Annotated in this window: 9 protein-coding genes and 1 tRNA gene; 6 read left to right on the forward strand and 4 right to left on the reverse strand. The window is 71.5% G+C overall.

What is annotated here, in order from left to right; all coding sequences use genetic code 11:
• Positions 1-125: 125 nt before the first annotated feature.
• From AQI94_RS24300 to AQI94_RS24315, 4 genes are all read left to right on the forward strand, one after another.
• A complete protein-coding gene (locus AQI94_RS24300; protein ID WP_031044142.1) occupies positions 126-2,243 on the forward strand; it encodes an FG-GAP-like repeat-containing protein in 2,118 nt (705 codons plus the stop codon).
• Positions 2,243-5,383 carry an FG-GAP-like repeat-containing protein gene (locus AQI94_RS24305; protein WP_031044139.1) on the forward strand — a complete coding sequence of 1,047 codons (3,141 nt, stop codon included), beginning with the start codon at positions 2,243-2,245 and terminating at the stop codon, positions 5,381-5,383. Before AQI94_RS24300 ends, AQI94_RS24305 begins: the two co-directional genes overlap by 1 nt.
• An 81-nt stretch (positions 5,384-5,464) precedes the next feature.
• The gene (locus AQI94_RS24310) at positions 5,465-7,000 is read left to right on the forward strand and encodes an amino acid permease (protein ID WP_031044136.1); all 1,536 of its coding nucleotides are present in this window, start codon (positions 5,465-5,467) and stop codon (positions 6,998-7,000) included.
• A gap of 98 nt (positions 7,001-7,098) precedes the next feature.
• Positions 7,099-7,171, forward strand: a tRNA-Lys gene (locus AQI94_RS24315).
• Between the two features lie 88 nt (positions 7,172-7,259).
• On the opposite strand, the gene AQI94_RS24320 is transcribed toward AQI94_RS24315, so the two are convergent.
• Positions 7,260-8,168 carry a hypothetical protein gene (locus AQI94_RS24320; protein ID WP_031044131.1) on the reverse strand — a complete coding sequence of 303 codons (909 nt, stop codon included), beginning with the start codon at positions 8,166-8,168 and terminating at the stop codon, positions 7,260-7,262.
• A 176-nt stretch (positions 8,169-8,344) separates the two neighbouring features.
• Complete coding sequence (locus AQI94_RS24325) at positions 8,345-9,472, reverse strand: dihydrofolate reductase family protein (RefSeq protein ID WP_031044127.1); 1,128 nt, start codon at positions 9,470-9,472, stop codon at positions 8,345-8,347.
• 84 nt (positions 9,473-9,556) lie between these two features.
• On the opposite strand from AQI94_RS24325, the gene AQI94_RS24330 reads away from it, so the two are divergent.
• On the forward strand, positions 9,557-10,066 hold the full coding sequence (locus tag AQI94_RS24330; RefSeq protein WP_031044124.1) for a MarR family winged helix-turn-helix transcriptional regulator: 510 nt from the start codon (positions 9,557-9,559) through the stop codon (positions 10,064-10,066).
• A gap of 146 nt (positions 10,067-10,212) precedes the next feature.
• Positions 10,213-10,854: a GTP cyclohydrolase II gene (locus tag AQI94_RS24335; RefSeq protein ID WP_031044121.1), complete on the forward strand. Its 642-nt coding sequence runs from the start codon at positions 10,213-10,215 to the stop codon at positions 10,852-10,854.
• A gap of 3 nt (positions 10,855-10,857) precedes the next feature.
• Here the strand turns inward: AQI94_RS24335 and AQI94_RS24340 are convergent, their stop codons facing one another.
• Both AQI94_RS24340 and AQI94_RS24345 read right to left on the reverse strand, forming a co-directional pair.
• Complete coding sequence (locus tag AQI94_RS24340) at positions 10,858-11,508, reverse strand: response regulator transcription factor (RefSeq protein ID WP_031044118.1); 651 nt, start codon at positions 11,506-11,508, stop codon at positions 10,858-10,860.
• Positions 11,496-12,647, reverse strand: a complete 1,152-nt coding sequence (locus tag AQI94_RS24345; protein WP_031044116.1) for a sensor histidine kinase — start codon at positions 12,645-12,647, stop codon at positions 11,496-11,498. The genes AQI94_RS24340 and AQI94_RS24345 overlap by 13 nt, the downstream gene beginning before the upstream one ends.
• Between the last annotated feature and the right edge of the window lie 65 nt (positions 12,648-12,712).

The following is a 12,712-nucleotide window of genomic DNA, read 5'->3' on the forward strand; positions in this document are numbered from 1 at the left end:
CGTAATCGACTACCGGAGCCTGTGGGGCAGTTGTTAACATCCGTTGGATTGCGTGGCGGAGTGTGGCCGAGGGGGAAGACAAGGCCTGCCGACGCGCCTTTTCTGACTTCCCTGGGGAGGGACCCTTGACCCGGCGTGCCCGGATCGCACTCACTCTTGCCTCGCTGGCCGCTCTGAGCGCCGGCACCCTGACGTCCGCGGGCCCGGCGGCCGCGGACACCACCCCGACGCCGATCGCCACGGACGGCGTGTGGGGCATCGACTACGCGGGCGGCTATCTGACCAGCGTCGAACACCGGCCCGACGGCGAGCAGTACGTCGTCGGCCGGCAGCTTTCGCCCGACGGCTCCACCGTGCTGGAGCAGGCCACCCGCGGGTTCGCCGGCACCTACGCCGACGGCACCCATCTGCAGCGGGTGCCGTGCGACGCGGGCGGATGCGTGCCGCTGCGGTCCCTGAGCACGCAGAGCGTCGGCTACTTCCAGGTCGACGAGTACGACAAGGAGCGCGCCCAGATCTGGGTGGAGCCGACCGCCTACCGCTCGGACGAACCGGACGTCACCGGCGGCCGTTTCGTGGACGCCACCGGCCGCTACTACGTCTACAACGCCGCCTCCACCGGCAAGCAGTACGTCGACGCCGTGAACCGGTACCGCGCCGAGGACGACCGCCTGACCCGTTCCGTCACCGCCGCCTCCGTCTGGGGCTCGGCGCTGTGGACCCCGGGCTCGGGCAACGGCGTCGTCACGCAGTACGACCTGGAGGGGAAGAAGACGGTCGCGACCGTCTCCACCGGAGCCCCCTGCACCGTCAAGGAGCTCCAGGTCGTCGGCCGCTGGATCTACTGGAACTGCGGCCCCTCGGGCGCGGCGGGCGTGTACGACCGTACGGCGAAGAAGAACATCAAGGTGCCCTCGGGCCCCGCGCTCGTCGGTGACGGCTATCTCGTCCAGCACGACCGGAGCGCCGGCAAGCTGATGCTGACGGACTATCACTCCGGTACGGCCGCCATCGCGCGCGCGATCGCCGACCTGCCGGCCGGGAACACCGCCGACCAGCGGCGGCTGACCTGGTCGGTGGACAAGCTCGGCGGGGGCGTCGCCTACGTCGGCGCCGACCACACGATCCGGATCGTGCCGAGCGGAGTGCCCACCCAGTCGCTCGGGAAGATCGAGTCGGACCTGGACGACAACCTCTTCGACGCCGCCGGCCGCAACAGCGGCAACATGGAGTGGAACAGCACCTTCCAGCTGAACAAGCCGGCCGACTGGACCTTCACCGTCAAGGACGCCCAGGGCCGCACCGACCGCACCCTCAAGGGCAGCGGGGCGGCGGTCACCGTCGCCTGGGACGGGAAGACCGCGTCGGGTGCCTACGCGTACAACGGTCCGAAGACCTGGACCCTGACCGCCACCGCCGCCGACGGCGGGGGCACGTACACGACGAGCGGCAAGCTCGCGCTCAGCGGCGGCCGCCAGGGCCACCACGACCAGGGCGGCTACGCCTACGGGGAGCTGGTCACCCTCAACTCCTCGGGCAGCCTGGCCCTCCAGTACACCAACGGCGGAGGAAAGTTCGACTGGAAGCAGAACGGGTCCGGCTGGCCCGCCGGGACCGTCGCCGTTCCCTTCGGCGACATGGGCAAGGACCGCTGCGCCGAGATGCTGGTCCGCATGCCGAACGGCGAGCTGCGCCGCTACGCGGGCAAGTGCGGCGAGGGTTCGTACGCCCCGGCGAGCAGCCACACCTCCCTCGGCACCGGCTGGAACGCGTACAACGTCCTGACCGCCCCCGGCGACCTGACCGGCGACGGCCGCACCGACCTGCTGGCCCGCAAGGCCTCGACCGGTGACGTCTACCTCTTCGCCAACGACGGGGCGAGCAGGCTGAAGCCGGGCGTGAAGATCCGCAGCTGGGCGACGTACAAGAAGATCGTCGGAGCCGGCGACCTCAATGGCGACGGCTTCGGTGACGTCCTGGTGCAGGACAAGGCCGGGACGCTGTGGCGCTACGACGGCACCGGCGCCGGCCAGGTCAAGGAGCGGGTGAAGGTCTTCTCCAACTGGGGGACCTCCTACAACGTGGTCGTCGGCGTCGGGGACATCACCGGCGACGGGAGGAACGACCTGGTCTCCCGGGACACCGCGGGCAACCTCTACCGCAACAACGGCGACGGCAAGGGGTCGTTCGGGGCCCGTACGAAGATCGCCACCAGCTGGCAGGCCTACAAGGGGATCTTCTGATGCGGCGCCTGATCAGAACGGCGGCCACGGCCGGCATCCTGGCACTGGGCGCCGGGCTCGTCCCGGCCCTCGCCGCGCCGGCCGTCGCGGACACTCCCGGACAGCTCGACATCACGCCCAACTGGCGCGCGGTGCCCCGCGAGGACTCGCTGGGCTCCTTCGGCGCGACCGGGTTCGTGCACTCGCCCGAGGACGCCGACCCGAGCTTCGGGCAGGAGTTCCAGTGGACCCGGTTCGACACCGGCCAGACCACGACCCTGCTCGGCTACGGCAACAACGAGGACGCCGCTTTCGCCGAGTTCGGCGCCGAGTCGGACTACGTGGCCCACCACTACCCGGGCTCGATCGACATCCAGAACATGGCGGACGGCTCCACGCACCGGTTCACCGTGCCCTACGGTTCCGGAGACCTCTTCCAGGGCCTGCTCGGCTCCACCGTCGTGGTCGAGGACTACACGGACAGCGACCTGCAGACGGTGGACAGCTGGTATCTGTTGCCCGCCGACAACCCGGTGATCGACGCCAAGGTCCCGGTCACGGGCTGGCCCGAGGGCACCGACCTCAAGCAGGTCCGGCTGGTCGCGGGCGACGCCCGGGAGGCCGTCGTACGGTTCGCCACCTCGGCCGCCGACGCGGAGAGCGGCCGCTACGACCGGCTCGGTCTGATCGACCTGAGGACCGGCGCGCTGCGCACCCTCGACGCGAACACGGGCTGGAGTCCGTATGTCGCGCTCGCCGGGGACGACCTGCTGTGGATCGACCCCGACCGGGTCGCCCATGTCCGGTCCCGCACCGACCTGGCCGCACCCGAGCGGACCTTCCCGGTCCCCACCGACCTGGATCTCTCCAAGATCGGCCTGCTCGACGGCTGGCTGCTGGCCTTCACCCGGACCGACGGCACGGACGCGGCACTCAAGCGGAACCTGGTGGCGCTCTCCTTCGACGGGCAGCGGCGCCGGACCCTGCTGGAGAAGGCCGACAAGGAGGCCGTGCAGATCGGGGGCGGCGGGGTCGCGGTGATCGGCGGGACCTCGTCGGCCGACTGGTACGTGCAGAAGGCCACGGTCGGCGCGGACGGCGTGCCGGCGCTGGAGAAGGTGCGGCGCCTGGACCCGGTCGCGGCCGGGGTCGACGCGATCGCGCTGAGCGCGGGCACCCTGTCCACCGTGGAGAAGGAGGGCCCGCAGGGCGCCGGCTTCTACCACCGCACCCTGAGCCCCGCCCAGGCGCCCACCTCCGCGTCCGACCCGGTCTATGTCGGACGGGAGAGCGGACGGTCGTACGACTACACGGTCTGCGGGCAGACGGCCTGCACCCAGCTCCTCAACAGCGGTGACGGGCGCACGGTCTACCAGGTCCGCAACTACCAGAACAACCCGCAGGTCGAGATCGTCGGCCGCCGCGGACCCGACCGGGCGGACCGTGCGCTGACCGGGAACTTCGACGGCCGGCTCACCGAGGCCACCGGCCGGTACGCCGTCTACCAGAGCGGCCGGCCCACGGTCCCGGGGTACCCGGTGCCGGACGGGGTGACGATCGTCGTCGACCTCGACACCGGGTCGGTCGTCGACCAGCGGCCGGAGACCGGCGCGACCGTGTGGGGCGGCACGCTCTACGCGGCCACCACCACGGCCGGCACGGTCGCCCGCAAGGACCTCGCCACCGGCAAGGACACCGGAAACCTCGACACGGGCGCGCCCTGCGTACCGGTCGAGCTGCAGAGCGCCGGGCCCTGGCTGTACTGGACCTGCGAGCAGTTCCAGCAGCACGGCGTGGTCAACGTGAAGACCGGCGAGAAGATCGCGCTGCCCGCCGGCCGGGGCGGTCTGCTCGGCGACGGCTACTTCGTCAACCAGCGCTACACCGGCTCCAACCTGCGGTTGACCGAGTTCCAGAGCGGCGGCACCGCCGTCACCCGGGATTTCGGCATCCCGATGTCGACCGACGGCAGCGAGACCCGCCGCCGCACCTGGGCCGTGGACCGCTTCGGCGGCGGCATCGCCTATCTGGACAAGCAGAACCTCGTCCACGTCGTGCCGAGCGGCGTGCCCGCCTCGCCGCTGACCGCCACCCAGGCCGTCACGCCGGCCGGCTTCAAGGCGGCGGACACCTGGAAGGCGTCCTGGCAGCTGTCCAAGCCCGCCGCCTCGTGGAAGCTGACGCTGAAGGCGGCGGACGGCACGGTGGTGCGCACTCTCGGCGGAGGCGAGTCCCGCAGCTCCGTCACGGCCGTGTGGGACGGCCGTACGACGACCGGTGGTTGGGCTCCCAACGGCCCGTACACCTGGACGCTCACCGCTCAGCCCGCCGACGGCCAGGGCGCTCCCCTGACCGCGACCGGCAGGGCGGCACTGTCGGGCGGTGCGGCCGTGCGCCACGACCACGTGGGCTCGGACGGAACCGGTGACCTGCTCACCCTCGACTCCTCAGGTGCGCTGGCCTTCCAACCGGGCACGGGCAAGGGCACGTTCTCCGGAAAGGTCACCGGCACCGGCTGGCCCACCACCGCGCGCCTCGTCTCGTACGGCGACCTGAGCGGGGACCGCTGCGACGACGTCCTGGTGCGGCTGAGCAGCGGGGCGCTGCGCGCCTACAAGCCGGGCTGCGGTGCCGCGCTGAAGCCGTCGACGCCGTACACCTCGCTGGGCACGTCCGGCTGGAACCAGTACGACGTGCTGACCGCGCCCGGCGACGTGACCAAGGACGGGCGCCCGGACCTGATCGCGCGGAACGCCTCGACCGGGGCCGTGTACCTCTACAAGGGCACCAGCTCGGGCACGTTGTCGGCGCGGGTGCAGCTCTACGCCAACTGGAAGACGTACAAGAAGGTCGTCGGGGCCGGCGATCTGAACGGCGACGGCATCGGTGACCTGCTCGCGCAGGACACGGCGAACAACCTGTACCGGTACTACGGCACCGGCAACGGCACGTTCGGTGCCCGGGCGAAGGTCTTCTCGAACTGGGGCGGTTCCTACAACGTGGTCGTCGGCGTCGGCGACATCACCGGCGACGGCAAGGCCGACCTGGTCTCCCGGGACACCGGCGGGGCCCTGTACCGCAACGACGGCAACGGCAAGGGGTCGTTCGGGGCGCGTACGAAGATCGCCACCGGCTGGCAGGGTTACAAGGGCCTTTTCTAGAGGGGTACTTCCGCGAAGAGGGGCACTTCTCGGCCAAGTTGTGACGTGTGTCACGCCCCCGGTGTGGGAATCGCTGGGGGCATGACAGATGACGACATAGCGAGTGGGCTGTCCGACGAAGAACGGCTTGCCCAGCTCGGCTACACGCAGGTCCTCGCCCGCCGCATGTCGGCGTTCTCCAACTACGCGGTCTCCTTCACGATCATCTCGGTCCTGTCGGGGTGTCTGACCCTCTACCTCTTCGGCATGAACACGGGCGGTCCGGCCGTGATCACCTGGGGCTGGGTCGCCGTAGGCCTGATGACGCTGTTCGTGGGCCTGTCGATGGCCGAGATCTGCTCGGCGTACCCGACCTCCGCGGGCCTGTACTTCTGGGCCCACCGCCTGGCGCCGCCCCGGACCGCGGCCGCCTGGGCGTGGTTCACGGGCTGGTTCAACGTGCTGGGCCAGGTGGCGGTGACGGCGGGCATCGACTTCGGCGCAGCGTCCTTCCTCGGGGCCTATCTGAACCTCCAGTTCGACTTCGAGGTGACCCCGGGCCGGACGATCCTGCTGTTCGCGGGCATCCTCGTGCTGCACGGTCTCCTCAACACCTTCGGGGTGCGCATCGTCGCGCTGCTGAACAGCGTGAGCGTGTGGTGGCACGTGATCGGCGTGGCGGTGATCGTCGGCGCCCTGACCTTCGCCCCCGACAAGCACCAGTCGGCGTCCTTCGTCTTCGGCGAGTTCGTGAACAACACCGGCTGGGGCAGCGGGGTCTACGTCGTCCTGATCGGCCTCCTGATGGCCCAGTACACCTTCACCGGCTACGACGCCTCGGCCCACATGACCGAGGAGACGCACGACGCGTCCACGGCGGGCCCGAAGGGCATCGTCCAGTCGATCTGGACGTCGTGGATAGCGGGCTTCGTGCTGCTCCTGGGCTTCACCTTCGCGATCCAGTCCTACGACGGCGCCCTCAACTCCCCGACCGGCGCGCCGCCGGCGCAGATCCTCCTCGACGCGCTCGGCGCCACCGCCGGCAAGCTCCTCCTCCTGGTCGTGATCGGCGCCCAGCTCTTCTGCGGCATGGCCTCGGTGACCGCCAACAGCCGCATGATCTACGCCTTCTCACGCGACGGCGCGCTGCCGTTCTCGCACGTCTGGCACACGGTCAGCCCCCGCACCCGGACCCCGGTCGCGGCGGTGTGGCTGGCGGCGGGCGCGGCGCTGGTCCTGGGCCTGCCGTACCTGATCAACGTGACCGCCTACGCGGCGGTGACCTCCATCGCCGTCATCGGCCTCTACATCGCCTACGTCATCCCGACCCTGCTGCGGCTGCGCAAGGGCGACGCCTTCGACCGGGGGCCCTGGCACCTGGGCCGCTGGTCCCGCGCGATCGGCGTGGTCTCGGTGGCGTGGGTCGCCGTCATCACGGTCCTGTTCATGCTCCCGCAGGTCTCCCCGGTCACCTGGGAGACCTTCAACTACGCCCCGGTCGCCGTCCTGGTCGTCCTCGGCTTCGCCTGGACCTGGTGGGCCGCCTCGGCCCGGCACTGGTTCCTGAACCCCGAGCACGAGCGCACCAAGGCCCGCGAGGCGGCCCGCGCGAACGCGCCCGAACCGGTCGATCCCTGATCTTCCCGCCCGTTCCGTCCGTCCGACGCGGCCGTGTCCCGGATACCCGATCGGAGACACGGCCACGTCCGGCTATGCTCGGGGAGGCAACATCGCCTGGGCCCTTAGCTCAATTGGCAGAGCAGTGGACTTTTAATCCATTGGTTGTGGGTTCGAGTCCCACAGGGCCTACCGGTGGTGGGCGGGGGTTCCCCCTCTGGCCTGCTGTGCAGCGCCTGTGCCGGCTTCGGCCGGCCCAGGCGCTGCTTGCTGTGCGGGGTCAGACCCGGGTCAGGCGGACCGCCACCGTCTCGGCGACCGTGACCGGGCGGTCGTAGTCCGGGTCCGTCGCCGTCGCGCGGCCCTCGACCTCGACGTCCCCCTTCTGGAAGGGGACCGAGCCGGTGGGCACGGCCGTGCCGGTCCAGGCGACCGGGGCGCCCGGGGTGCAGGACACCGTCGTGGAGAAGGAACCGCGGATCAGGTCCCGCCTCTTCACCTGCGTGACATCGCCCGCCACGGTCACCCGCACCGGCTTGTCGCAGCTCACCGTGCCGTGGAAGGTGGCCTTGCCGTTGAGGGCGCTCGCGGTGCCGTCCAGGGCGATGTCGAGACCGAGGCCGAGTTCGGCCGGCGGGGCCGGGTTGTCGACGTGGACCTCGCCGCGCGCGGCCGTGGTGCCGCTCTCGCAGTGCTGCTCGAAGGCGGCGTCGAGCTTCTTCACATAGCCCTGCGGGCCGAACTCCACCGCGGAGACGGTGAAGGTGCCGGTGAGCTGGTTGCAGCCGCGGCCGTTGCCGCTGAGCGACAGCCCCGGTTCGGTGCCCTCGTTGAACGGGTAGCGGGTGGCTCCGGTGTACGTCCCGGCCGTCAGCGCCTCGCCGGACGGCGCCGCGAGGTTCAGGGTCCACCAGTCGCCGTTCGCCCCGTCGACGGATAGGGTGACCACCCCGTTGCCGGTGCTGCCGGAGACGTTCAGGCGGTCCTGGGACGCCGTGTACGAGTAGGACTGGCCGCCGCTGATCCAGTCGCCCTCGTCGCCGCTGAAGCTGAAGGAGCCCTCGGTGACCGGCTGGGCGTGTGCCTCGGTGCCGGAGAGCAGTCCTGTGGTGCCGGTGGCCATGGCCAGGGCCAGCGCGAGGGTGGCGGTGGCTCGGGTCAGAACGCGTCCGGGCAGGCTGAGTTGCATGGATGTTCCCCCTGGTGAGATGAGACGGGCCTCGTGGGCGAGGCGAGTCTGCCAACGCGGGGGATGTGCGACAACTGTGTTTCAGGTGTGATGAGTTGAGGTTTCGGCCAACGCCTGGACCGACCGCCTTCGGGGTGGGCCCGCAGGGGATTCCAGGGGGAGTTGCAGAGGGTGTGTCAGGCCAGATGGTGGTTGGGGGCCGTCGCCCGCTCCTCGTACTCGCCGAGCACCACGACGTCCACTCCCGCCGCCGTCAGCGTCCCCGTGCCGTCGGCCCCCGCGACGAACGTGTCCGGCTCCCGCCACGCGGTCACCACCCGCTCCACGCCCGCGTCCAGGATCAACCGGGCGCACGGGGCGGGGCGGGAGGCGCGGTGGGTGCAGGGTTCCAGGCTGGTGTAGACGGTGGCGGTGGCGAGGCGCGGGTCGTCCGGGGCGATCTTCGCGAGGGCCGCCTCCTCCGCGTGGACGACCGGGTCGCCGCCCTCCCGGGAGTGGCCGCGGGCCAGCTCCGTGCCGTCGGCGGCCACCACCACCGCGCCCACGCTGAACGCCGTCCGGGAGGGCGGGCACTCGGCCGCCAACTCGCAGGCCAGCGCGAGCCAGTGGTGGTCCGCCGAGGTGGCGGTCAGGCCCGTGCCGGGGGCCGTGGGTTCGTAGCGCATCAGGACCACGTCCTCGATACGGCGGGTCTCCAGGAGGCGCAGACGGCCGCTCTGGTAGGCACCCGGGCCGAAGAGCCGCGGGGCGTCCGGGTCGCCGACGAACAGCGGGGCGAGCACCAGCTGCACCTCGTCCGCCAGACCCTGCTGGAGGAGCTGGGTGTGGATCCGGCCGCCGCCCTCGACCATGAGCCGTTCGACGCCGTACACCGAACGCAGGTGCTCCAGCAGCCGGCGCCAGTCCAGCGCGGGGCCGAGGGGGACCACGTCGGCGGCCAGACCCGACTCACGGGCCCGCTCCGCGCCCTTGTCCGTCGTGTAGACGACCTTCTCGCCGCCGGTGTGCCAGAAGTTCGCGTCCGGGTCCAGCTCGCCCGAGCCGCTGACCGTGACCTTCAGGGGGTACGGCGGCTTCCCGGCGGCGACCCGGGCCGCGCGGCGCGCCTCGGAGTTCACCAGCAGGCGGGGGTTGTCGGCGCGGATCGTGCCCGCGCCGATCAGGATCGCGTCCACGGACGCCCGGACCTCGTCGACGCGGTCGAAGTCGGCCGGGCCGGACAGGAGGAGCCGGTCGGGGCCGGTGTCGTCGAGGTAGCCGTCGAGGGAGACCGCGGCGGAGAGGAGGACGTAGGGGTGGGGCATCGGGCGGTCCCTCTCGAAGACGGGTGCGGGGGCTTCAGGAACGGCGGGCTTGGTTCAAGTTTGAAGCAAACCTACACTGGGGGCATGACGACCCGCTGGCTCAGCCCCGACGAGCAGCGAGCCTGGCGTGCGTACATCGCCGCCTCGCTCCTCCTGGAGGACACCATCGACCGGCAGCTCCAGCAGGAAGCCGGCATGCCCCACCTGTACTACTCCATCCTCGCCAACCTCTCCGAGACCCCGGAGCGGCGGCTGCGGATGACCGAGCTCGCCGAGGGGCTGAAGATCACCCGGCCCCGGCTGACGTACGCCGTCGCCCGGCTGGAGAAGGACGGGCTGGTGCGGCGCGAGAGCTGCCAGTGGGACAAGCGCGGCAGCGTCGCGGTCCTCACGGACGAGGGGGTGGCCGTGCTGGAGCGGGCGGCGCCGGGGCATGTGGAGACGGTCCGCGCCGCGCTCTTCGACCGGCTCACCCCGGAGCAGGTGGGCCAGCTGGAGGAGATCTTCACCAGCGTCACCGCGGGGCTCCAGGGGGAGGGCGGGCCTGCCGAGGAGGTCCCGTGGCGCCGGCGGTCGTCCCCGTCCTGCTCGTGAGGGACTCCCGTGTGGCGAGCCGTGTGACGAGTGGTGTGACGAGGGCCATAAAAGCGTTGATTCAAATTTAAAGCATGAGGTAGGGTCTCGATCAGTAGAACTGCTTCAAATCTGAAGCAGGTGTGCCTACGGACCGGAGTACCCGCATGTCCGACCTGCCCGCCGCCACCCAGCGCTCCCGCGTCCGCGTCCCGCTGCGCTTCGGGGACGGCTACCGCACCGACGCCGAGCTCGTCACCTTCCACGGCCTGACCGACGGGCAGGAGCACCTCGCCGTCGTCCTCGGCGACCCCGCCCCCGGCTCCGTCCCGCTGGTGCGGCTGCACTCCGAGTGCCTCACCGGCGACGTCTTCGGCTCCGCGCGCTGCGACTGCGGCCCCCAGTTGCGCGAGGCGGTCGAGCGCATAGCCGAGCGCGGCGGCGTCCTGCTCTACCTCCGCCAGGAGGGCCGCGGCATCGGCCTCTACAACAAGCTCGACGCGTACGCCCTCCAGGACCAGGGCCTCGACACCTACGCCGCGAACACCGCGCTGGGCCTGCCCGAGGACGCCCGCGACTACACGGCGGCCGCGCAGATGCTGACCGCCCTGGGGCTCGACGAGATCGACCTGCTCTCCAACAACCCCGACAAGGCGGGTCAGTTGAGGGATCTGGGCATCCAGGTCCACGACCGTGTCCCCACCGGCGTGTTCACCACCGCGCACAACGTCCGCTACCTGCGCGCGAAGGTCCTGCAGACCCAGCACACGCTGCCGCTGGGCGAGTTGACCGAACTCGGTGTCGGCTGAACGTCACTTGGGCCTGTGCGCCAGATACGCCAGCACGGCCAGGACCCGCCGGTGCCCGCTGTCGCTCGGCGGCAGGCCCAGCTTGAGGAAGACGTTGCCGATGTGCTTGCTGACCGAGCGGTCGGTGACGACGAGGGTCTTGGCGATGGTCGTGTTGTCGTGGCCCTCCGCCATCAGCTTCAGCACCTCGCGCTCGCGCGGGGTGAGGGCGTCCAGCGGGCTGCCCCGGCGACGGGTCAGAAGCTCGGCGACGACCTCGGGGTCGAGCGCGGTGCCGCCGGCCGCCACCCGTTCCAGAGCGTCGAGGAACTCGTCGACCCGGCCCACCCGGTCCTTGAGCAGATAGCCGACCCCGCTGGTGCCCCCGCCCAGCAGCTCGGCGGCGTACGACTCCTCGACGTACTGCGAGAGCACCAGCACCGGGAGTCCGGGAATCCGCTCCCTTGCCTCCAGGGCGGCCCGCAGGCCCTCGTCGCGGAACCCGGGCGGCATCCGCACGTCGAGCACGGCCACGTCCGGCCGGTGTGCGAGCAGGGCCGGCAGGATCTCGGGGCCGGTGCCGACGACGGCCACGACCTCGTGCCCGCAGGACGTCAGCAGGAGGACGATCCCCTCTCTCAGCAGGGCGTTGTCCTCGGCGATCACCACACGCACGGCAGCTCCACATCGATCACGGTCGGGCCCCCGGCGGGGCTGGTCACGTCGAAGGTCCCGTCGAGCGCGGCGACCCTGCGCCGCATCCCGAGCAGCCCCGTGCCCGCGGACTCGTCGGCGCCGCCCCGGCCCTCGTCCCGCACCCGCACGGTCAGCCCGCGCCGGGTCCGGGCCAGCCGGACCCCGGCCAGGTCCGTCCCGCTGTACTTGGCCGCATTGGTGAGCGACTCGGCGACCACGAAATAGGCCGCCGCCTCCACCGCCGCGGGCGCCCGGGTGCCCGCGGCCAGGCCGCCGTCGTCCACCGTCACCGTCAGCCCGCTGCTCGCCGCGAGCGCCCGTACCGCGCCGACCAGGCCCCGGTCGGTGAGGATCGGCGGGTGGATGCCGCGCACCACGTGCCGCAGCTCGGTCAGCGCCTGCTCGGCCTGGTCCTGGGCGTCGTCCAGCAGCCCGCGGGCGGCGTCGGGGTCATGGTCGTAGGCCCGTTTGGCGAGTCCGATCCGCATCGACAGGGCCACCAGGTTGGCCTGCGCGCCGTCGTGCAGATCCCTTTCGATGCGGCGCAGTTCGGCCTCGTGCGCGGCGATGGCGTCGGCCCGGGTCTCCGTCAGCTCCTCCACCCGCCGGGCCAGCCCGGCCTCGGGGGAGGGCATGAGGAGCGCGGTCGACCAGCGGGCCTCGGTGTCCGCGAGCCGCACGATCAGCGGCAGGACGACCGGGTCGCGGCGCAGCACCCCGGCCCACGCGCCGTCGACCACCAGGGCCAGGGGCCACAGGGGGAGGGCGAGGGCGAGCAGGGCGCCGTAGAGGTAGTAGGCGAGCATCCAGCGGAAGTCCCTGAGGGAGCCGGGGTCCCGCACCGAGACGCGCAGCCGCTCGCGGAGCGTGCCGGTCATCGGCGGGTACGCCTCGGGGATCTCCCGGCCCGTCCACCGGGTGGTCAGGTTCCGCTTGGCGCCGGCGATCCGCCGTACCAGCAGCACGACCTCGGGCAGCAGCCAGCAGCCCACCACGGCGAGCGTGCCGACGGCGGCGATCAGCAGCACGGTGACGAAGAGGTACATGCCGAAGCACATCGCCGCGGCCAGGGTCAGATGCCCCGTCGCCCTCGCCGCACGCCGCACCGACTCGCCCATGCGGCTCACGCTAGACGAACGGGCCCCGGGCGCACGGTGTAGCCCGCTACACCTTCGGGGGGCGA

The sequence above is a fragment of the Streptomyces pseudovenezuelae genome (assembly GCF_001513955.1).
Lineage (GTDB): Bacteria > Actinomycetota > Actinomycetes > Streptomycetales > Streptomycetaceae > Streptomyces > Streptomyces pseudovenezuelae.

What these genes read in the sequence shown, in the direction of transcription:
- AQI94_RS24305 (WP_031044139.1), top strand. Translation starts at nt 2,243, where the DNA reads ATGCGGCGCCTGATCAGAACGGCGGCCACGGCCGGCATCCTGGCACTG.
- AQI94_RS24310 (WP_031044136.1), top strand. Translation starts at nt 5,465, where the DNA reads ATGACAGATGACGACATAGCGAGTGGGCTGTCCGACGAAGAACGGCTT.
- AQI94_RS24320 (WP_031044131.1), bottom strand. Translation starts at nt 8,168, where the DNA reads ATGCAACTCAGCCTGCCCGGACGCGTTCTGACCCGAGCCACCGCCACC.
- AQI94_RS24325 (WP_031044127.1), bottom strand. Translation starts at nt 9,472, where the DNA reads ATGCCCCACCCCTACGTCCTCCTCTCCGCCGCGGTCTCCCTCGACGGC.
- AQI94_RS24330 (WP_031044124.1), top strand. Translation starts at nt 9,557, where the DNA reads ATGACGACCCGCTGGCTCAGCCCCGACGAGCAGCGAGCCTGGCGTGCG.
- AQI94_RS24335 (WP_031044121.1), top strand. Translation starts at nt 10,213, where the DNA reads ATGTCCGACCTGCCCGCCGCCACCCAGCGCTCCCGCGTCCGCGTCCCG.
- AQI94_RS24345 (WP_031044116.1), bottom strand. Translation starts at nt 12,647, where the DNA reads ATGGGCGAGTCGGTGCGGCGTGCGGCGAGGGCGACGGGGCATCTGACC.